A 23,287-nucleotide genomic window follows, 5' to 3' on the forward strand; every position below is an offset into this window, starting at 1 on the left:
ATTTGCTTTTTGTTTAACATTCCGTATAAAATAAAATCACGCACACTTCACTGAAGTTCATAGCTTTAAATAATGTACTTTTGCAAAAATTTTGATAACAGCAAATGAAACCACCTAAAAAATACCAATTTATTATTGAATTGGGAAAAGCCTTACATATTTATGGAATTCCTTCCTATAAAATTCAATCGTACTTATCTAAAGTAGCTAAACAACAAGGAATTAAAGGTGTTTTTATGGATTTACCTACTTGGATTAACTATACGTTTTATGATGACGAAAATTCATATAATTATGTAGAATGTATTCCTCCTGGATATCTAAATTTAGGTGCATTATCTAGAATTGATGAAGTTACTAATAAAGTTATTGAAAATAACGATGATGGTTTTTCTTTAAAGGAAGAATTAGATTTAATTCATATTAAAACTAAAAAAATAAATCATTTTGTATTAACACTTGCGTATACTTTTGCTTCAGGTGCATTTAGTCTAATGATTGGTACCAACTGGATTTCATTTGGATTTTCTCTTTTATTAGGTGCGTTGGTTTATTTTATGGTATATCTATCTACTAGATCGTCCTATTTAGAAACTGTTTTAGAATCTCTAGTTTCATTTGTAATAACAGTTCTGGCTTGTTTAATTTATTTAGTTTTCCCTGATTTTAATGTAGGTATAAGTATACTTTCAGCAATTATTATATTTATTCCGGGATTGGCAATTACAACAGCTTTGGAAGAAATCACCTCTAAAAGTTTAGTTTCGGGTGGTGCAAAACTATTCGATTCATTAATATCACTTTTCAAACAGTTTTTTGGTGCTTTATTAGGCGTTACATTAATGTCTTCATTTATAAATTTTCAGCTTTTAAACCATACTTCAGAAATGCCAAATTGGATTATGTTTTGTGCAATTCCAATTTTTTCAATTACTCTTTTACCCATTTTCCAAGTTCGAAGAAAAGATATGTTGTTAGGTGTTCTAACAGGTGTTACAGGATTCTTTTTAACTGTTGCATTTTCTAATTATGGAATACTTATTAGTACTTTTATAGGAACAATTGCAGTTGTTACTATTAGTAAATTATTTAGTAAAATAACAAAATCACCAAAAACAGTTTACTTAATACAAGGAATTATAATGTTGGTTCCAGGTAGCAAATCTTTTATGGGTTTAAGTAATTCTTTTTTAAAGTCATCTATTATAAATACAACAAATTTATTTGAACAAGTTGCTTTTATATTAATGGGAATTATAGGTGGATTAATATTTGCTGGTGTATTTAGACAACCGTCTAATTAAAAATAAAAGCGCTTACAAACTTTGCAAGCGCTCTTAATTATTATAAACTTAAAACCAAATTATTAATCGGTTACAATTATTAATCTTGAAATATTTAACTTATTTGTATTTGAAAGATTAAGAATATATGTTCCACTTGATAATTCTTCAACATTAATAAATGCATCTGACTCCAAACTATTTACTTCTTTCTCTTTAACTAATCTACCATTTAAGCTAAATAATTTTATAGAATTAATACTGTTATTATTTAGAATTTTAATATTTAAATTACCCTTTGCAGGAACAGGATAAACTAAAATATTTTTACTAAATTCATAATCATCTACAGAAAGTACCTTATCTCCATAAAATTCAATTTCTCCAATAGCACTCCATGCGCTTTCTCTATTATCACCACTAGCATTAAATCTTCCATAGCCAATTACTTTTACATATTGCGCTTCAGCAGAAACTTCGTACTCATTAAATTCTGTAGTTCCTGTAGCTGTAAATAATAAATCTCCTGAAGTTGGTAAAATTAAAGAAAAGTCAGAATCTTCTGTACCTGTAGTAGATACTAAAAATTGAAAACCAAAAGCATCACTTTTATTTGTAGTATTAAATTGAATAAAATCTAGTGTGTATATATCACCCAAATTATAAATAATATATTCTCCATCTCCTTTATAATCTCCGGTTAATACATCACCATCATCGGCTGTCCATACAGAACCCATATCTTTATCTAACGTATTTATTGCTAATTCAGATTTAGAAGTATTTTCTTTTGAAACAAAAAATATAGATACTGGATCATCTTCTTCTCCAGTATTAATTAAATTTGAACGAGGAGCACCTTCTTGAGTTATAGTTAATGTTTTTATAATATCACCATCTGTACCTTCACCTGTAAAAGTTACCGTACCAGTTCTAACACTTAATTCAACATTAGCAGTAACTGAAACTAAAACTGTTGCATTACCAGTACCTGAAGTTGTATCACTACCATCAATAGTTATCCAAGTATCGTTAGATTCAGCTGTCCAAATAACATTAGCAGTAACTGAAACTTCATTGTCACTCGATGCTTCATACCCTAATGTAGATAAAGAACCAACAGTTAAAGATTCTGGTATTTCAATATTACAATCACCATCAGAAATATTAAGGCCTTCAAAATCTAAAAAACAAGCACCAATACCGTACCCAACCATTTCATCTGTTGTTGGAGCATAAGAACCCATATCAGCTCCTTTACCTTCAGATCCTGTTCCAGAAAACGTAAAAATATCATCACCAGAAGCTGTAGCCGTAATTCCGGTTTCTTCTGAAAATTCAGTAACATCTAAATCTTCTCCTAAAGTAGTTCCTGTAAAAACATTTCCTGTATAGGTTAATGCTGTACCTAAATTTGCAAAAGAAGTTTCTGTATCACCTGAAATAACATCTGTTATATTTTGGTTACCCGTTTCAAAATAAATTAAATTATTAGCAACTGTTCCTGTTGGATCAGTTGAACCTTTATCTACATTATAAAATAAAGGTGAATATGTGTTCATTATAGTATTATTTGATAAAATAATATTTTCTGTTTGTTGATATCCGTTAGAAGCATCTTCTTCAGAACAATCAACAGCAGGATCAGCACTTCCTCCAATAAATGTAATACCATTATTCCATTTAGCTTGTGATACAGTTGTAACACAGTCTTGGATATAATTATTTGTAATTGTATGATCACTATCAGTAATTCTAATACCTCCTGTACCATCAACATTTTCACCTAAAAAATAATTTCCATCAACAGTGGCATTAGAACCATGACGAAGCACTAAAGATCCTCTAGATCTTCTAAATGTGTTATTAGTATAAGTGTTATTTTTACTTTTATTAGTTATAATTTCATTTTCACCATCGGCCTGAACAAAATAGTTGTTACTAACTGTAGCACCACTATTTACCATTTGATATTCACTTGTACCTATACGTATAGTCTCGCTATCTCCAGCATTTGATATATTACCTTCATCATCTACATAATCAGCATACAGCTCTAACATTTTTTCAAAATTGTAGAAATAATTATTGCTAATTGTATGCCCTACTAAATCACATCTTGTATTGACAGTTTCAAAACCATTATCTGGTTCGCCATCTTCAGGTTCGTCATAAGGTGGTCCCCAAGCATTGTATGCATATTCTGCTAGAATAATAGCACCTGCAGTTTGTTTATTCATAAATGAACAGTTTATTACAGTATTATGTGTTCCATACAAAACAATCCATCTATGTTTTTCTATAGCTGGAGAATCTTCAGGATCTGCCGGATTTAAACCTTCTTCTAATTCTTGTGGATCAACTCCTAACCCATCTATTGCACAATTTTGAATGGTACTATAATGTGCAAAATTATAACCATTTCTAAATTCAATAAAATTACTTGCTCCATAACCACCTTTCCAGTGAAAACCATCTACCACTAAATATTCACCAGTTGCAATTACATCTCCTGTATCATCATCTGTTTCACCTCCAATAGTTAACCTTGGACCACCAGTAAAAATAACACCTCCTGGTGTTTCGGCTCTAAAAACAACTGGATTTTCTTCTGTTCCAGAACCTAGAAATCTCATGCGTTCATCAGTAGTATATGTACCATTTTTTAATATAATTAAATCTCCAGGTTGGTATATAACATCTCTTAATGCTTCAGGGTCATCAATATTATAAGTCATGTTTTGAGAAAACACACTTGTTGAAAATAAAAATAGAATACCAAAAATAAATTTGCTATAAAGTTTTAATAAGTAATAATTTTTCATGTTTAAAAAAATTAGTTGATAATCAGTTAAATATATAGGTTACATCTGGTTTTCCAGATTGGTTAACCAAATATAATACTAATTTTTTAATATTTATACAGAACTACTTAAATATTTAATCGTTACAAAAAACATACTAAATTATATAATAAAGTATTATGAGTAGATATTTTTGATGATTGTATAATCCTTTATTTATTATCTTATAATTTACAAAACACAAATTCTATACTATAACTGAAATTAATTCACAACTATTAAACTTTACTTGCAATCATCTATATTATAACACTTTACAAATATATTGTTATAGAAATAAATGGTAAATAGATTCTTACTTAAACAGAATAATATTTAAAACAAGTAAACAAAATAAATAGGACTTAATTAATCTATCAAAATCTAATACTAAATTATGTTATTTACTTACTTGTAAAATAGTTTTTAATTTCATAATTTGCCGTGCTACACTTAACCAAAAATTATACAATGTCCAAAAAAGTTACTCGATTATTCGATTTTCCTCAATATCAATTAGAAACATTCAATTTATCCAATGCATTTAATACAAAATACAATGGTAAATGGGTTGCAACTTCAACAAAAGAATATATTGAAAAAGCCAACGCAGTGAGCAGAGGCCTTTTAAAATTAGGAGTTAAACCTGGTGATAAAATAGCTGTTTCTTCAACAAACAATAGAACTGAATGGAATATTTTAGATATTGGTATTTTACAAGTTGGCGCTATTGGAGTTCCTATTTACCCTACAATTGCAAAAGATGATTTTGAGTACATATTCAATCATGCTGAAGTAACTCTTTGTTTTATTTCAGATGGAGAATTGTATAAAAAGGTTTCTAAAGTAAAAAAGAATGTACCTACACTTAAAGAAATCTATAGTTTTGAAGATGTTAAAAAATGTAAAAACTGGAACGAAATTATTGAATTAGGTAAGGATACAAGCACTCAATCAGATGTTCAAAAAATAATGGATAGTGTAAAACCTGAAGATTTAGCTACTATTATTTATACATCTGGAACAACTGGAACACCAAAAGGTGTTATGCTATCTCATAGCAATATTGTAAGTAATACTTTAGATTGTCAAAAAGTAATACCTATGGAAAAAGGTAACTTTAAAGCTTTAAGTTTTTTACCTGTTTGCCATATTTTTGAAAGAATGTTATTATACTATTATCAATATGCGGGTGGTCAAATATATTTTGCTGAAGCTATTGACAAAATTGGAGATAACTTAAAAGAAGTTAAACCTAATTTTATGACCGTTGTTCCTCGTCTTTTAGAAAAAGTGTATGATGGAATTATAAATAAGGGTTCTGAATTAAAAGGTATTAAAAAAGCTCTATTCTTTTGGGCGGTAGATTTAGGTTTAAAATGGGAACCTTATGGAAAAAACGGTTGGTGGTATCATCAAAAATTAAAAATTGCCGATAAATTAATTTTTAGCAAATGGCGAGAAGCACTTGGTGGAGAATTAAAAGATATGGTTTCTGGTAGTGCAGCCTTACAACCAAGACTGGCAAAAGTTTTTTCAGCAGCTGGAATGATTATTATTGAAGGTTACGGATTATCTGAAACTTCACCTGTAATTTCTGTTAACATGTACAAAAATAACATGATGAAAATTGGTTCAGTTGGTAAAGTTATTGATAATGTTGAAGTTAAAATTGCAGAAGATGGAGAAATACTTGTAAAAGGACCAAATGTAATGATGGGTTATTATAAAGATCCTGAAAGAACAGCTAGTGTTATGACTGGCGATTATTTTCATACAGGAGACAAAGGTGAATTAGATGAAAATGGATTCCTTTCAATTACAGGTCGAAAAAAAGAAATTTTTAAAACTTCTGGTGGAAAATATATTGTTCCTGCACTTTTAGAAAATTCAATGAAAGAATCTCGATTTATTGAACAAGCTACAGTAATTGGTGAAGGTCAAAAATTACCTGCTGCAATTATTCAACCTGCATTTGACTTTTTACGTGATTGGGCAAAAATTCATCACGAACCAATTCCAGGTAGTAATCAAGATTTAATAGAAAATCCACATATTATTGCGCGTATTGAAAAAGAAATAAAAAAGGCTAATAAAGGGTTTGGAAAATGGGAGAAAATTAAGAAATTTGAATTAACACCAGATCTTTGGGGAATTGAAAATGGGTTGTTAACCCCAACTATGAAACCTAAAAGAGATGAAATATTAAAAAAATATAAACATTTATATAATAAAATTTATGAAATTTCTGAATAGAAACTTTTCTATCAGAATAGGTTTGTTATTTTTGTGTAAAATTAACTAGATGGAACAATTTATAGTATCGGCACGTAAATATAGACCTCAAACTTTTGGGGATGTAGTTGGGCAAAAAGCAATTACAAATACGCTAGAAAATGCTATAAAAAATAATCATTTAGCGCAAGCACTTTTATTTACGGGTCCAAGAGGTGTTGGAAAAACTACATGTGCTAGAATATTAGCAAAAAAAATAAATGAGCATGCTGGTGAAACTAGTGAAGATGATTTTGCTTTTAATATTTTTGAATTAGATGCTGCTTCTAATAACTCTGTTGATGATATACGAAGCCTTTCAGACCAAGTTAGAATTCCTCCACAAACTGGAAAATATAAAGTTTATATTATTGATGAGGTTCATATGTTATCACAATCGGCTTTTAATGCCTTTTTAAAAACATTGGAAGAACCACCTGCACACGCAATATTTATTCTTGCAACAACAGAAAAACACAAAATTATTCCAACCATTCTTTCTCGATGTCAAATATTTGATTTTAAACGAATTGGAGTTTTAGACGCTAAAGAATATTTAGCAAAAATTGCAGCACAAGAAAATGTAAATGCTGATGATGATGCTTTGCATATTATTGCTCAAAAAGCTGATGGAGCAATGCGAGATGCGCTTTCGATTTTTGATAGAGTTGTTAGTTTTTCTGGTAGTGAATTAACAAGAAAAGCCGTTACAGAAAACTTAAACGTTCTAGATTATGATGAATATTTTAAAACTACCGATTTAATTCTTGAAAATAATATTCCTCAAGTTTTAGTTCATTTTAATACTATTTTATCTAAAGGATTCGACGCTCACCATTTTATTGCTGGTTTAGCCAGTCACTTCAGAGACTTATTAGTTGCAAAAGATGGAGTTACTGTAGAATTATTAGAAGTTGGAGATAATGCAAAAAAGAAATATTTAGAACAATCTAAAAAATGTGATTTACGTTTTTTAATTAAAGCAATAGAGTTAAGTAATGATTGTGATTTAAAGTATAAAACATCTAAAAATCAACGATTACTAGTTGAACTTACCCTAATGCAATTAGCCTCTATCACATTTGATGGAGAAAAAAAAAACAATAAACCATACATAATTGCAGCGCTTCATTTTAACAAAGGAACTATAAAAGCTGTTTCAAAAAATAAAAAAAATCAACTTTTAGAAATTAAACAAAAAGTAAAAAAACAAGCAGTTACCGAGACTAAACCTACTGTTAAATTACAAGAAAACAAACCATTACCCAAACCAAAACTTAATATAAAAAACAGAAGACCTTCTGCCCTTTCATTAACAAGTATTGATCGAAAAAAGAAACTAGAAGAAATTGAAGTTGATATTGAAGTAGTTCCAAATAAACCTACTGATGATTTTGCCGAAAACAAAGCTATTTTACTTTGGAAAAAATACAGCGATCAATTAAATAAAAAAGGTAAAAAAAGTGCTTCATCTGTTATGAGATCCAATCAACCTAAAATAATTGATAACAATATTCATTTTATTGTAGCATCTGGTATGATGAAATCTCAATTAGAACAGGTGAAATATGGCTTAATGGAGTTTATTCATAAAAACTTAAACAACTTTAAAGTTGAGCTGATTATTGAGGTTAATGAAGAAGAAAATAAAAAATACGCATATACTCCTCACGAAAAATACCAGAAATTACTTGAAAAGAATAGCGCAATAGATTTATTTAAAAAGAAATTCGATTTAGATTTATAACTTCTAAAAAATAGAATAGATATGATGTTAGGATTACAGTTTGAAACTGAAACTTCGTGGGCTGAAATAGCAAAAAATGATTTACAAGAAATATTAACCGACCATGCTTATGCTGAACAAAAAGCATCTGCGAATGCAACATCAATTATTATTAACTATTCTGAAGAAACAGAATTAGTACAAGAAATGGCGTTGATTGCTATCGAAGAAATGGAGCATTTTAAAATGGTACATGATATAATGGTAAAAAGAGGTATGGTTTTAGGCCGACAAAATAAAAACGATTATGCTGCGCACCTTCAAAAATATTTCCCAAAAACTAAAGACAGAAACGAAAGTTTAATTCAAAGGCTATTAGTTGCTGCGCTTATTGAAGCAAGAAGTTGTGAACGTTTTAAAGTGTTTGCAGATAATATGAAAGATGAAGAATTATCTAAATTCTATTTCGATTTAATGATTTCTGAAGCAAATCACTACACTACTTTTTTAGGTTTTGCTCGTAAATATCAAGATAGAAATATTGTAGATGAAAAATGGAAAGGTTTATTACAATATGAAGCCGATTTTATGAAATCTAGAGGAATTACCGCTAAAGTTCACGGATAATATATGTTTAGTAAAGAAGAATCAGCAAGATTAAGAAAAGAATTTTGGACTAGTTACGGAAAATCATTTCCACGTAAATGGATTTTATACAATACAAGAATTAAAGATTTCAGTTTTAAATTTGTTGCAGACACAAAAAAAGCAATGGTTGTACTTGATATTGAATCTTTTGATAAAACTAAAAACCAATTACTTTTTGAACAACTTTTAGAATTAAAAAGTAATCTGCTTGAAGATTACTTACCCGATGCAATTTTTGATGAGTTATACCTATTAGAAAATGGTAAATTTATTCACAGAGTGTATGTAAAATACAACGGAGAATTTAATATATACAATAAAGATACTTGGCAAGGCGTATATTTATTTTTTAATGAAGCTATGCATCAATTCGAAGAGTTTTTTGAAGACTTTGAAGACTTTATAAGACGTGCAATTTTTTAATTTTTTAAAGCCTCTAAATATTGACTTACAAATTCTTTTACACCATCAGATAATTTAGTTTGTGGTTTAAAATTAATATAATTAAACAAACTTTCAACATTAGCATAAGTAGATTGTACATCTCCAGGTTGCATTGGTTTAAAAACAATTTTACCTTTTTTACCTAATGCTTTTTCAATTTCATTTACAAAATCCATTAAAGCAACAGGACTATTATTTCCAATATTAAACAATTGATATGCTTTAGAACTTTTTGAAGTTTTTGGTTTTTTAGGATCAAAATCAGTACGATTTTCTTTAGGAGCTAATGGCAATAAACGTTTAATACTTTCAACAATATCAGCAATATATGTAAAATCTCTACTCATATCACCATTGTTAAACACTTCAAACTCTCTATCTTCAACAATAGCTTTTGTAAAAATATGCAATGCCATATCTGGCCTTCCGTATGGGCCGTAAACCGTAAAAAAACGTAAACCAGTTGAAGGAATATTGTATAAATTAGCATACGAATGCGCCATCATTTCATTGGCTTTTTTACTTGCAGCATACATAGCTAATGGATGATCAGTACAATTATCTTCTTGAAAAGGAACATCTTCACTTAAACCATATACAGAACTAGATGAAGCAAAAACTAAATGCTCTACAGGAAAAGCTCTACAGCTTTCTAAAATATTTAAAAATCCAGTAATATTACTATCTACATAACTATGTGGATTCTCTAAAGAATACCTCACTCCTGCTTGTGCAGCAAGATTTACCACATAATCAAATTTTTCTTTCTTAAAAAGAGCTTTCAAATTTTCTAAATCAGTTAAATCTAATTTTATAAACGAACAGCTCTCAATGGTAAGTAATTCATTATAAACAATTTCAGAAGTATCAAAACCTAAATTTTGAAGTCTTGCAAATTTTAAATTAGGATCATAATAATCATTTATATTATCTAACCCAACAACATTATAATTGTTTTTAAGTAATAATTTGGCTAAATGAAATCCAATAAACCCAGCCATTCCAGTAACTAATACTTTTTTCATAAAAAAATTGCTTTAGAACAAAAATAGAATTAAATACTAAAAACAGCTAAAATAAATATGAAGTATTTTAAAATAGTAACAATAATTTCAAATCAAACTTACTAAATTTGAATACCAAATATTAACATTATGAAGAAACAATTAATAGAATGCGTTCCTAATATAAGTGAAGGAAGAGATATAAATAAAATAAATACCATTGCTAAAGTTGTAGAAACAGTTGAAGGTGTTAAGTTATTAGATATTGATCCTGGTAAAGCTACAAACCGAACAGTAATTACATTTGTTGGTGAACCTGAAAATGTAATTGAAGCTGCTTTTAGATTGATTAAAAAAGCTTCAGAATTAATTGATATGAGTAAACATAGCGGAGAACATCCACGTTTTGGAGCAACCGATGTTTGTCCATTAGTTCCAATTTCCAATATTGCATTAGATGAAGCTGCAGTTTATGCACATAAATTAGGTGAACGAGTAGGAAAAGAATTAGGAATACCGGGTTATTTTTATGAAAATGCAGCTAGAGAAGATAAACGTAAAAATTTAGCAAGTTGTAGATCTGGAGAATATGAAGGATTAAAAGAAAAGTTAGTAAACCCAGATTGGAAACCAGATTTTGGACCTTCAGAATTTAATAATTCCGTTGCTAAATCTGGAGCTATTGCAATTTCAGCAAGAGATTTTTTAATTGCCTATAACGTAAATTTAAACACTACTTCTACCCGACGTGCAAATGCAATTGCTTTTGATATTAGAGAAGCTGGAAGAATAAAACGTGATGGAAATCCTTCAACAGGTAAAAAAGTTTTAGATAAAAATGGAGAACCTATTAGAATTCCAGGAAAACTAAAAGCTGTAAAAGGTATTGGTTGGTATATTGAAGAGTATGGAATTGCGCAAATTTCATACAATCTTACAAATATTTCTATAACATCTATGCATAAAGCTTTTGATGAAACTGTTAAAGCTGCAACTGATAGAGGTTTAAGAGTAACCGGTTCAGAGTTAATTGGATTAATTCCCTTACAAGCAATGCTAGATGCTGGGAATTTCTTTTTACAAAAACAACAACGTTCTTTAGGAATTTCAGAAGATGAAAAAATTAAAATAGCAGTAAAGTCGTTAGGTTTAGATGATTTAAAACCCTTCAACCCAAAAGAAAAAATTATTGAATACTTATTAGACGATGATTCAAAAAAACTAATTGACTTATCAGTTAAAGATTTTGCCGAAGAAACTGCAGGAGAATCTATAGCTCCAGGCGGTGGATCAATTTCAGCTTATGTTGGTACTTTAGGAGTCTCATTAGGAACTATGGTGGCAAACCTTTCGGCTCATAAAGCTGGTTGGGATAATAAATGGGAGTTTTATTCAAAATGGGCAGAAAAAGGACAAGCTTATAAAAACAAATTATTGTTTTTAGTAGATGAAGACACCAATGCGTTTAATAAAATTATTGCAGGTTTTAGGTTACATAAAGGAAATACTAAAGAAATACAATTAAGAACTGAAGCTATACAAAATGCCACAAAATATGCTACTGAAATTCCTTTTCAAGTAATGGAAACAAGTTATAATTCTATGGAAGTTATGGAAGCAATGTTAAAAGAAGGGTTACAAACTTCACTTTCTGATGCTGGTGTTGGTGTTTTATGTGCCAGAACTGCAATAATTGGAGCTTATTATAATGTTAGAATTAATGCGAAAGATATAAAAGATAAGGTTTTTACTGAAGATATTTTGGCTAAAGCAAAAACTATTTATAATAAAACACTAAAAAAAGAAAAAGAATTAATGGCTATTATAGATTCAAAAATATAAGGTTTAAATACTATTAATTAGTGTAAACAAAAAAAGGTCTGAATTAATTCAGACCTTTTTACTTTTGGGTGGAAGACCGGATTCGAACCGGCGACCCTCGGTACCACAAACCGATGCTCTAACCAACTGAGCTACAACCACCATTTCAACGGATGCAAATTTAAAAACATTTATGTTTCTATACAAGCATTTTTTATATTAATTTATCTAGCGATTTTATAGCTACATAACGCTCTGATGTAAAGCCTTCTGCGTGTTCTACACCAATCAATCTTCCTAAATCTTGAGCTCTATATGTTATACTATCTAAAAAATTCTTGCTTGAAATCGGCGAAGTTGGCTCTTTACTTGTCGGATCAAAAAATTGTGACTTATACGCTAAAACTGCTTCTACTTTCTTATTCATAAAATTAGATACATCCACAACAAAATCTGGTTCAATATTTTTCCATTGTATATAATGGTATACATATTTTGGTCTCCAATGCTCCTGCTTAATCCCATTTTCTTCTGTTTCTATTTTTCTTAAACCAGATAAAAAACATGCATTAGAAGTTAATTTACTTCCTTTTGAATGATCAATATGTCTATCATCAATTGCATTACATAAAACAATTTCAGGTTTATATTTTCTAATAACTTCTATAATTTTTAATTGATTTTCTTTATTATTTTCAAAAAAACCATCTGCTAAAGCTAAATTTTCTCGAACATCAACACCTAAAATTTTTGCAGCATTAGTTGATTCTGAATCTCTAATTTCTGCAGAGCCACGAGTTCCTAATTCTCCTCTAGTTAAGTCTAAAATTCCGACTTTTTTACCTAAAGAAATTTCTTTTGCAATAGTTGCTCCGCAACCTAATTCAACATCGTCTGGGTGTGCTCCTATTGCTAATATATCTAATTTCATAAAATATTATTATCTAATTATTGCAAATATAGGTAATTTTTAGTGCTTAATATCTAGGCATTAAAATACTAATAACTCTTAAATAACTAAATACTAGAAAATTAACATATACAGTTTAAAATTAAAATAAACGGTATGGTTTTTACAATAAATGGTAAAATAAATTAGGTTAACTAAAAGTTATTTTCTAAATTAGCCATTGTTAAGTAATTATAAAACCCCTTAACCCCATGAAAAAAGTATTAACATTACTACTCGTTTTAATTTCTACTTCGTTTGTGTTTTCACAAATTTCAAATTCTGAAAAAGAAGCTTTATTAGATTTATATAGTTCAACAAATGGAAATGATTGGAATAATTCTTGGGAATTAAATTCTGATGTTAAAACATGGCACGGTATTACTATCCAAAATAATAAAGTTATTGAAGTTAACTTAAGTATGAATGGTTTGGTTGGTGTAATTCCAGCATCAATTTCTAATCTAAAAAATTTAGAAGTTTTAGATTTAGGTTTTAATAAATTAAGTGGTCAAATTCCTTCAGAAATTTCAGAATTAAAATCTTTAACAACACTTAAATTATTTATGAATTCACTTACTGGTGAAATTCCAAGTACAATTGGTAACTTAACTAATTTAGAAGAATTTACTTGTTTTAATAATAATTTATCTGGAGTACTACCATCTTCTATTTATAATTTAAAAGAATTAAAAATTCTTCATTTAAGTAGTAATCATTTAAATGGTGAATTAGATTATAGAATTGGAGAATTAAAAAATTTAAAAGTATTGAGTTTATTTGACAATAGTTTTGTAGGTACACTGCCTATTGAAATTGGTTTATTAGTTAATTTAACTGAATTAACATTATCAAATAATTCTTTTGAAGGAAATGTACCTAATGAGTTATCTAACCTTTCAAAACTTAAAACACTTTACATAAATAATAATCAATTTATAGGAACCTTAAGTAAAAACATAAAAAATTTACCACATTTAACTATGCTAGAATTTGATTTAAATTTAGATATAATTAATGATGCTAAAGCTAACCCAATATCACTTTCTACTATTAGTCCTAATTAAAAATATCCTTAAAAACATATAAAATATCCTTCAATTTAGTTTGAGGGATTTTTTTTTAACATTAATTAACATAGTTGTATATGCAACTATTGTTTTTTATAATACATTTGCTAAAAATTAAAAAAATGTCTTTTGAAGATAATCTTATACCTTGGATTGGTAAAACCGGTAAATTAATTGGGGCTACTTTAAATAAAATTTTAAAGGATAAAAACATAAATCTTACACGAGAACAATTTGTAATACTAAAATTACTAAAAAAAAACAATGGTATACCGCAACATGATTTAGCCTTTATAACTGAAAGTGATAAAACTTCACTTTCAAGGTTAATTTCAAACATGGAAAAAAATAATTTACTAATAAGAAAATCTACTAAAGAAGATAAAAGAATAAAAAATGTTTATTTAACAGAGTTTGGATTAGAAATTTTTAAAATAACAGAACCTATAATTTTAGAATCTATCCAAAAATTTCAAAAAGGTATAACAGATAACGAAATAAATCAAGCAATACAAACAATAAGTAAATTACAAAACAATATTATAAAAGAACATTCAATTAAACTATGCGACAAAAAATAATAATTGCTGGAAGTATACTACTTCTAGTATTAGCAGTATTTGCAGGGACAAAAATTGCTGAAATGGGGTCTAAAGAAAAACCTAAATTCAATAAAGTTGTTAAAACCGTTTACACTAAAACAGTTAATAATAAAGCTATTCCAGTAAAAATAATTACAAGTGGAAATTTAGCAGCTAAAAACAAAATTGATTTATATACTGAAGTACAAGGTATATTAAATCCTATGAAGAAAGAATTTAGAGCAGGAACTAAATTTTATAAAGGACAAACTATTTTATCCATAAATAGTGATGAGTTTTATGCAAATTTACAAGCGCAAAAAAGTGCTTTTTTTAATAGTTTAACCTCCGTAATGCCAGATATTCAATTAGATTTCCCTAACCAATATGTAAAATGGCAAAACTATCTTAACTCGTTAGATATTAATAAAACTACTCCAAAATTACCTTCAACCAATTCTGATAAAGAAAAATTTTTTATCTCTGGAAGAGGAATTTTAACCAGTTATTATAATGTTAAAAATTTAGAAGCTAAATTAATTAAATACAATATTAGAGCTCCATTTAATGGAACTTTAACAGAAACTTTAGTTGCCGAAGGATCTTTAGTTAGATCTGGACAAAAACTTGGTGAATTTATAAATACTGATGTATTTGAACTTGAAGTAAACGTAAATGAAGCCTATGCAGATTTACTAAAAATTGGAAACAAAGTTACCGTTAGCAATATTAATAATACAAAATCTTGGGAAGCTACAGTAATTAGAGTTAATGCAAAAGTAGACCAAACAACACAAAGTATAAAAGCTTATTTACAAATTAAAGGTGAAGGTTTACGAGACGGTATGTATCTAAATGCGGCTTTACAAACTAAAAAAATTGAAAATGCAACTGAAATTCCAAGAAAGCTTTTAGTTGAAGACACAAAAGTATTTATAATAAATGACACTATTTTAAACCTAAAAACAATAAATCCTGTTTATTTTAATAATGAAACAGTAATAATTAAAGGTTTAGAAAACGGAACTACAATGCTTTCAAGAAGCCTTCCTGGAGCTTATGATGGAATGTTAGTTAAAACAATAAATGAAACAGAATAATGAAAAAGGTTATAACATATTTTATAAAATATCCAGTAGCTGTTAATATTTTCATATTTGCATTTATTATATTTGGAGCCTTTGGATTTTTAAGTTTAAAATCCTCGTTTTTCCCATTAACAGATTCAGATATTATAAATATCTCTATTTCTTATCCTGGTGCTTCACCAGAAGAAATGGAAGAAGGTATAGTGCTTAAAATTGAAGATAATTTAAAAGGTATTATAGGTGTAGATAGAGTAACTTCAGTTTCTAGTGAAAATTCAGCATCAATTACTGTTGAAGTTGAAAAGGGTAAAAAAATTGATGTAGTTTTAGTAGATGTTAAAAATGCTGTAGATAGAGTTCCCTCCTATCCTTCTGGTATGGAGCCTCCAGTAGTTGCTAAAGTTGAAACAGTTAGGCAAACAATTTCTTTTACAGTAAGTGGTGAAAATTTATCATTAGCAACTATAAAACAATACGCTAGAAATATTGAAAATGATTTAAGAGGAATTAAAGGAATTTCACAAGTTTCATTAAGCGGATTTCCAGATGAAGAAATTGATATTGCAATTAAAGAAAGTGATTTACGTGCTTACAATTTATCTTTTCAAGAAGTAGCAAATGCTGTTACTAAAGCAAATATTTTAATTTCAGGAGGAAATATTAAAACCTCAAGTGAAGATTATTTAATTAGAGCCAGAAATAAAAAATACCAAGGTATAGAACTATTAAATATTGTTGTAAAAACAGATGCTTCTGGAAATATTATTCGTTTAAGCGATATAGCAACAGTAAAAGATACTTGGTCTGAAACACCAGACAGAATTTTTTACAATGGAGCAATGGCTATAAATATTGCTGTAACCAACACAAATAGTGAAGATTTATTACTCTCTGCTGAAGCTGTAAATGAATATATCCACAAATTCAATCAAGAGCATAATAATATAACTGTTAATGTTGCAAGTGATAGTTCAACTACCTTAAACCAACGTACCGAATTACTATTAAAAAACGGTATTATGGGAATATTATTGGTATTACTATTTTTATCGTTATTCTTAAACCCTAGACTTGCTTTTTGGGTTGCAGCTGGTTTACCAATATCCTTTTTTGGTATGTTTGTATTTGCCCCTTTATTAGGTGTAACAATTAATGTATTATCACTATTTGGGATGATTATTGTTATTGGTATTCTAGTAGATGATGGAATTGTAATTGGTGAAAATATTTATCACCATTACGAAAAAGGAAAAACACCTATAAGAGCAGCTATTGATGGAACTTTAGAAGTAATTCCTCCTATTGTATCTGCAATTGTAACAACACTTTTAGCATTTTCAACTTTCTTTTATTTAGATGGAAGAATTGGAAAGTTTTTTAGCGAAGTTGCAACTATAGTTATTTTAACACTTACAATATCTTTAATTGAAGCTTTATTAATTCTACCTGCACACATTGCACATTCAAAAGCTTTAGCAAAAAAAGAAAAAAAGAAATCAAAAATTAATCAATTTTTCTATAAAATAAATGAAACATCAGAAGGTTTCTTGTTTTATATAAGAGATAAAATTTATGCGCCATTTTTAAAATTCTTTTTACGAAATAAATTCTTTGGATTTGCAATACCAATTGCACTTTTAATTTTAACAATTGCAAGTATAAAAGGAGGAATAATTAAAACAGATTTCTTTCCTAAAATTGCCAGTGATAGAATATCTATAACTTTAAAAATGCCGCAAGGTACCAACGAAAAAATTACAGATTCTATTATTTCTGAAATTGAAAAATCAGTTTGGTTAATAAATGATGAATACACCAAAAAACAATCTGATAATCAACAAGTTGTACAGAACATAATAAAACGTATTGGACCGGGAACATCGAACGCTTCTTTAACTGTTAACTTATTACCTGGTGAATCTAGAGAATTTTCATCTCCCGAAATAACTTCAGCCATAAGAAATAAAGCTGGTGAATTTTATGGTTATGAAAGTTTAAGTTATGGTTCTGGTGGAAATTTTGGAGGTAGTCCAGTTTCTATTTCATTATTAGGTAATAATATTAACGAACTTAAAGCTGCTAAAGATGAATTAAAAGCTGCAATGAATCAAGACCCTGATTTAAAAGATATTTCAGATAATGATCCTTTAGGTATAAAAGAAGTTCAAATTAAATTAAAAGACAATGCATACCTTTTAGGTCTTGATTTATCAACTGTTATGAGTCAAGTGCGTTCTGGTTTCTTTGGATTTCAGGCACAGCGTTTTCAACGTGGACAAGATGAAATAAAAGTTTGGGTACGTTACAAAAAAGAAGATAGATCATCCATAAAAGATTTAGATGATATGTGGATTTCAACACCTCAAGGAGGCAACGTACCATTCTCTGAAATTGCTACCTATACTATTAAACGTGGTGAAGTTGCCATAAATCATTTAGAAGGAAAAAGAGAAATTCAAGTAAACTCCGAATTAAAAGATCCTGAAGCTAGTGCAACAGATGCAATTGCAGCAATTCAAGAAACTATAATACCAGAAATTTTATCAAAATACACAACAGTTTCAGTATTATATGAAGGGCAAAACCGAGAAGCAGAAAAAACTTCAAATTCTGCCAAACTAGTTTTTCCAATTATTTTAGCACTAATTTATATTACTATTGCTTTTACATTTAGAAGTTTTGATCAACCTTTATTATTAATGGTAATGATTCCTTTTAGCCTTATTGGAGTTGGTTGGGGGCATTATATTCATGGTTTTCCAATAAACATTTTATCTGGATTAGGTATAATTGCATTAATTGGTATTTTAGTGAATGATGGTTTGGTTTTAATTGGAAAATTCAATTCATACTTAAAAGCTGGTTTAAAATACGATCAAGCATTATATAAAGCAGGCCTATCAAGATTTAGAGCTATTTTCTTAACCTCATTAACTACTATAGCTGGTCTTTTACCACTTCTATGGGAATCTAGTAGACAAGCAAAATTTTTACAACCAATGGCCGTTTCAATTTCTTATGGAATTGGAATAGCAACAGTTTTAACATTAGTTATGCTTCCTCTATTACTATCATTAGGTAATTCAATAAAAGTATTTATTAAGTGGATTAAAACAGGTGAAAAAGTAACAAAAGAAGAAGTTGAAAGAGCAATTATTGAACAAAAATCAGAACACGATGCTGAATTATAAATATACACTTATAGCCATCTTGTTTAGCGTAACAATAAGTTTCGCACAAGATTCTGAAATACTTACAAAAAACAAAGCAGTTAGAATAGCATTAGAAAATAACTACGGAATTAAAATGGCAAATAATGCTGTTGTAATTGCAAAAAACAATGCTAGTATTTATAATAGCGGTTATTTACCAACTGTAAGTGCAAGTGCAGGAGCAAGTTATAGCAATTCAACAAGTGATTTAACTGCTCAAGATGGAACAGAAACAAAATTAGATAACGCAGAAACAAAAGCATATAATGCGTCTATAGGATTAAATTATACATTATTTGATGGTTTTGGAAGAAAATACAACTATCAAAAATTAAAAGAAACCCATAACCTATCTGAACTAGAAGCTAAAACTGTAATAGAAAATTCATTATTACAATTATTTACTATTTATTATGAAGTGGCTAGGTTAACTGAAAATAATAAAAATTTGTCGCAATCTTTAAGTGTTTCTAAAAACAGATTAAAAAGAAGTCAATACGCTTATGAGTATGGTCAAAGTACTAAACTAGATGTATTAAATGCCGAAGTTGATGTAAATAACGATAGTATAAACTATATCAACTCTCAACGCTTATTAGCAAACTCAAAAAGAGATTTAAATGTTTTATTAGGAAGAAATGCTCAAGAAATATTTGAAGTTGATACTAATGTAAATTTTGAATTAACTTTTGATAATAAAACACTTCAAAATAAAGCTAAACAACATAACATTGAAATTTTAAAAGCAAATAAAAATATTGAATTAAGCGATTTTGATATAAAAATTAACAAATCAGGGTTTTTACCAAGTTTATCAGTAAGTACCTCCTATGCTTTAAATCAATACGATAATGCTGCAACCTCACTTTTTGCTGAACAGTATTCAAAAGGAATAAATGCAGGATTAACATTAAGCTGGAATATTTTTGATGGTGGAAGTACAAAAACAAATGTTGCCAATGCTAAAATTTATACTGAAAACATTAAAATTGAAAAAGAACAAATTGAAAATCAATTAGAACGTGATGTAGCAAATGCATTAGAAATTTATAACAATTCTCTATTTATTCTATCTTCGGAAAAGAAAAACGTAGAAACAAACCAACGTAATTTTGACAGATCTGAAGAACGTTTTAAATTAGGACAAATTACATCCATAGAGTTTAGACAAGCACAAATAAACCTTTTAAATTCAAAATCTAGTTTAAACACTGCTAAATACAATGCTAAAAATGCAGAGTTAAGCCTTCTTCAACTTACAGGAGAATTATTAAACAACACTTTTTAATAATCTTATAAAATAAACAAAAAGCATATACTTAAAATTTAAGTATATGCTTTTTATTACGCTACATTTTAACGTATTCTTAATGTAACAATAATTACTTTAGGATAAAATCACTAAAATCAATGATATAAATCATAACTTTTAAAACTTACTCTGTGTAAATTTGGTTACTTATCAAATAAATATTTTCATAACCAAAAATTAAATTAACGATGGAGACGGTACAAGAAGTTAAAACTAGAGTTTATAAATTCGGGAATAAATCAGCCGATGGTAATAGTACAATGAAAAACTTACTAGGTGGTAAAGGAGCCAATTTAGCTGAAATGAGCTTAATAGGAATTCCTGTTCCTCCTGGGTTTACAATTACAACAGAAGTATGTACAGAGTACAATCAATTGGGGCAAGAGACTGCAATTGGAATGATTACTAAAGAAGTAGAAACCTCTATTGAAAACATAGAAAATATTATGGGCTCTAAATTTGGCGACAAAGAAAACCCATTATTAGTTTCTGTTAGATCTGGAGCACGAGTTTCTATGCCTGGTATGATGGATACCGTTTTAAATTTAGGTTTAAACGATGATGTTGTAATTGGTTTAGCTGAAAAATCTGGAAACGAACGTTTTGCTTGGGATTCATATAGAAGATTTATTCAAATGTATGGTGATGTAGTATTAGGCATGAAACCTGAATCTAAAGAAGATATTGATCCTTTCGAAGAAATAATGGAAGCGTTAAAACATAAACGTGAGATTGAATTAGATACAGATTTTACAATTCAAGATTTAAAAGATTTAGTCTACGATTTTAAAGATGCCGTAAAAAAACGTACCGGCCACGATTTCCCAACAAACCCTTGGGATCAATTATGGGGAGCAGTAGTTGCAGTATTTAATAGTTGGAACGGTGATAGAGCTGTATATTATAGAAATATGCATGGTTACCCAAGTGAATGGGGAACTGCTGTAAATGTACAAGCAATGGTTTATGGTAATATGGGTGAAAATTCTGGTACAGGAGTTTGCTTTACTCGTGATGCAGGTACAGGAGAAAACGTATTTAATGGCGAATATTTAATAAATGCACAAGGAGAAGATGTTGTTGCAGGTGTTAGAACACCACAACAAATTACTAAATTAGGTTCTGAACGTTGGGCAGTTTTAGCAAAAGTTGAAGAAGCTGAAAGAGCAGAATTATATCCTTCATTAGAAGAATTAATGCCTTCTATCTACAAAGAATTAAATGAATATCAAGAAAAATTAGAATTACATTACCGCGATATGCAAGATATGGAATTTACTATGCAAGATGGTAAACTCTGGATTCTTCAAACACGTAACGGTAAACGTACAGGTGCTGCAATGGTAAAAATTGCAATGGACTCTTTAAAAGAAGGGCTAATTTCTGAAAAAGAAGCATTATTACAAATAGAACCTAATAAATTAGATGAATTATTACACCCTATATTCGACCCAAAAGCATTAAAAAAATCAAATGTAATTGCACAAGGTTTACCTGCATCTCCAGGAGCTGCAACTGGTAAAATTGTTTTCTTTGCAGATGAAGCAGCAAAATATAAAAGCAGTATACTTGTTCGTATCGAAACTTCTCCTGAAGATTTAGAGGGAATGAATATTGCCAAAGGTATTTTAACTGCTCGTGGAGGTATGACTTCTCACGCAGCCGTAGTTGCACGTGGTATGGGAAAATGTTGTGTTTCTGGTGCAGGAGCATTAAAAATTAATTATAAAAATAGAACTTTAACTGTAGACGGTCACGAATATCATGAAGGTGATTGGATTTCTTTAAACGGTTCTACTGGTAATATTATCGAAGGTAAAGTAGCAACTATTGAGCCTGAATTAAGTGGTGAATTTGCAGAAGTTATGGAATTAGCAGATAAATTTGCTACTATGCAAGTTAGAACAAATGCCGACTCTCCAAAAGATGCTAAAATAGCTCGTGCATTTGGAGCACAAGGTATTGGCTTAACTAGAACAGAGCACATGTTTTTTGAAACAGATCGAATTAAAGCAATGCGTGAAATGATTTTAGCTGATACTTTAAAAGGTAGAAAAGAAGCTTTAAATGAATTATTACCAATGCAACGTGCCGATTTTGAAGGTATTTTTGAAGCAATGGCTGGTTTACCTGTAACTGTTCGTTTACTAGACCCACCTTTACACGAATTTGTTCCTCATCAATTAGAAACTCAACGTAGTTTAGCTGAAGATATGCACATTACTTTAGAAGCTGTAAAAATTAAAGTTGCTGAACTAGAGGAATTTAATCCAATGTTAGGTCATAGAGGTTGTAGATTAGGTATTACGTATCCAGAAATTACTGAAATGCAAGCAAGAGCTATTATTGAAGCTGCTTTAAACTTAAAGAAAAAAGGTATTATAGCAAAACCAGAAATTATGGTACCTTTAATTGGTACTATTCAAGAGTTTGAAAGTCAAGAAGCTATTATTAGAGCTACTGCAGAAAAAGTTTTTGAAGAATATAACGACACAATTGAATATTTAGTTGGAACTATGATTGAAATTCCTAGAGCTGCTTTAACTGCTGATTTAATTGCAAAAAAAGCAGATTTCTTCTCTTTTGGAACAAATGATTTAACTCAAATGGCTTTTGGTTATTCTAGAGATGATGCTGGTAAGTTTTTACCAGTATATCTTAAAAAAGGTATTTTAAAAGTAGATCCTTTTGAAGTATTAGACCAAGAAGGTGTTGGACAATTAGTGCAAATGGGAACAACTAAAGGTAGAAGTACTAAAAAAGATTTAAAAGTTGGAATTTGTGGTGAACATGGTGGTGAACCAAGTTCAGTAGAGTTCTGTTATAAAACAGGTATGAATTATGTAAGTTGCTCTCCTTATAGAGTACCAATTGCTCGAATAGCATCAGCTCAAGCTGCAGTAAAAGAACAAGCATAATTTAATTTTTAAAATATATAAAATCCGTTTTTTTAATTAAAAACGGATTTTTTTTACATAAACATCATATTTATTGTTGGCTAACAATTAAACTTATATTACTATCTTAGCAAT

15 protein-coding genes and 1 tRNA gene are annotated in these 23,287 nt (G+C 29.0%); 12 read left to right on the plus strand and 4 right to left on the minus strand.

The window, feature by feature from the left end:
- Window positions 1–104 precede the first annotated feature (104 nt).
- Window positions 105–1,304, plus strand: coding sequence for a threonine/serine exporter ThrE family protein (locus R3X25_RS13780; protein WP_317675525.1), 1,200 nt, complete (start codon window positions 105–107; stop codon window positions 1,302–1,304).
- Between the two features lie 62 nt (window positions 1,305–1,366).
- Here R3X25_RS13780 and R3X25_RS13785 read toward each other — a convergent pair whose 3' ends face one another.
- Window positions 1,367–4,108, minus strand: coding sequence for a chondroitinase-B domain-containing protein (locus R3X25_RS13785; protein ID WP_317675526.1), 2,742 nt, complete (start codon window positions 4,106–4,108; stop codon window positions 1,367–1,369).
- A gap of 489 nt (window positions 4,109–4,597) precedes the next feature.
- Here R3X25_RS13785 and R3X25_RS13790 point away from each other — a divergent pair, with 489 nt between their 5' ends.
- The 4 genes from R3X25_RS13790 to R3X25_RS13805 are packed head-to-tail and all read left to right on the plus strand — an operon-like array spanning window position 4,598 to window position 9,197.
- Window positions 4,598–6,382, plus strand: a complete 1,785-nt coding sequence (locus R3X25_RS13790) for an AMP-dependent synthetase/ligase (protein WP_317675528.1) — start codon at window positions 4,598–4,600, stop codon at window positions 6,380–6,382.
- A gap of 49 nt (window positions 6,383–6,431) precedes the next feature.
- On the plus strand, window positions 6,432–8,147 hold the full coding sequence (gene dnaX, locus R3X25_RS13795) for a DNA polymerase III subunit gamma/tau (RefSeq protein ID WP_317675529.1): 1,716 nt from the start codon (window positions 6,432–6,434) through the stop codon (window positions 8,145–8,147).
- Between the two features lie 24 nt (window positions 8,148–8,171).
- Complete coding sequence (locus tag R3X25_RS13800; RefSeq protein ID WP_317675621.1) at window positions 8,172–8,753, plus strand: tRNA-(ms[2]io[6]A)-hydroxylase; 582 nt, start codon at window positions 8,172–8,174, stop codon at window positions 8,751–8,753.
- 3 nt (window positions 8,754–8,756) lie between these two features.
- Window positions 8,757–9,197 carry a DUF4268 domain-containing protein gene (locus R3X25_RS13805; protein ID WP_317675531.1) on the plus strand — a complete coding sequence of 147 codons (441 nt, stop codon included), beginning with the start codon at window positions 8,757–8,759 and terminating at the stop codon, window positions 9,195–9,197.
- On the opposite strand, the gene R3X25_RS13810 is transcribed toward R3X25_RS13805, so the two are convergent.
- Window positions 9,194–10,243, minus strand: coding sequence for an NAD-dependent epimerase/dehydratase family protein (locus tag R3X25_RS13810; protein ID WP_317675532.1), 1,050 nt, complete (start codon window positions 10,241–10,243; stop codon window positions 9,194–9,196). The two genes, R3X25_RS13805 and R3X25_RS13810, sit on opposite strands and share 4 nt — an antisense overlap.
- Before the next feature lie 129 nt (window positions 10,244–10,372).
- Here R3X25_RS13810 and ftcD point away from each other — a divergent pair, with 129 nt between their 5' ends.
- Window positions 10,373–12,064 (plus strand): glutamate formimidoyltransferase, encoded by a 1,692-nt coding sequence (ftcD, locus tag R3X25_RS13815; protein WP_317675533.1) that lies wholly within the window; start codon window positions 10,373–10,375, stop codon window positions 12,062–12,064.
- Between the two features lie 66 nt (window positions 12,065–12,130).
- Here ftcD and R3X25_RS13820 read toward each other — a convergent pair.
- Together R3X25_RS13820 and bshB1 are read right to left on the minus strand one after the other, a co-directional pair.
- A tRNA-His gene (locus R3X25_RS13820) sits at window positions 12,131–12,206 on the minus strand.
- A 51-nt stretch (window positions 12,207–12,257) separates the two neighbouring features.
- On the minus strand, window positions 12,258–12,974 hold the full coding sequence (bshB1, locus tag R3X25_RS13825; protein ID WP_317675534.1) for a bacillithiol biosynthesis deacetylase BshB1: 717 nt from the start codon (window positions 12,972–12,974) through the stop codon (window positions 12,258–12,260).
- A gap of 230 nt (window positions 12,975–13,204) precedes the next feature.
- Here bshB1 and R3X25_RS13830 point away from each other — a divergent pair, with 230 nt between their 5' ends.
- From R3X25_RS13830 to ppdK, 6 genes are all read left to right on the plus strand, one after another.
- The gene (locus R3X25_RS13830; RefSeq protein ID WP_317675536.1) at window positions 13,205–14,059 is read left to right on the plus strand and encodes a Two component regulator three Y domain protein; all 855 of its coding nucleotides are present in this window, start codon (window positions 13,205–13,207) and stop codon (window positions 14,057–14,059) included.
- A 125-nt stretch (window positions 14,060–14,184) separates the two neighbouring features.
- Window positions 14,185–14,643: a MarR family winged helix-turn-helix transcriptional regulator gene (locus tag R3X25_RS13835; RefSeq protein ID WP_317675538.1), complete on the plus strand. Its 459-nt coding sequence runs from the start codon at window positions 14,185–14,187 to the stop codon at window positions 14,641–14,643.
- Entirely contained in the window at window positions 14,628–15,743 is a 1,116-nt protein-coding gene (locus tag R3X25_RS13840) for an efflux RND transporter periplasmic adaptor subunit (RefSeq protein ID WP_317675539.1), read from the plus strand. Before R3X25_RS13835 ends, R3X25_RS13840 begins: the two co-directional genes overlap by 16 nt.
- A complete protein-coding gene (locus tag R3X25_RS13845; protein ID WP_317675540.1) occupies window positions 15,743–18,922 on the plus strand; it encodes an efflux RND transporter permease subunit in 3,180 nt (1,059 codons plus the stop codon). Before R3X25_RS13840 ends, R3X25_RS13845 begins: the two co-directional genes overlap by 1 nt.
- Window positions 18,909–20,231: a TolC family protein gene (locus R3X25_RS13850; protein WP_317675542.1), complete on the plus strand. Its 1,323-nt coding sequence runs from the start codon at window positions 18,909–18,911 to the stop codon at window positions 20,229–20,231. The genes R3X25_RS13845 and R3X25_RS13850 overlap by 14 nt, the downstream gene beginning before the upstream one ends.
- Window positions 20,232–20,443: 212 nt before the next feature.
- Window positions 20,444–23,173, plus strand: a complete 2,730-nt coding sequence (ppdK, locus tag R3X25_RS13855; protein ID WP_317675543.1) for a pyruvate, phosphate dikinase — start codon at window positions 20,444–20,446, stop codon at window positions 23,171–23,173.
- The last annotated feature ends 114 nt before the right edge of the window (window positions 23,174–23,287 follow it).

The sequence above is a fragment of the Lutibacter sp. TH_r2 genome (assembly GCF_033101135.1).
Lineage (GTDB): Bacteria > Bacteroidota > Bacteroidia > Flavobacteriales > Flavobacteriaceae > Lutibacter.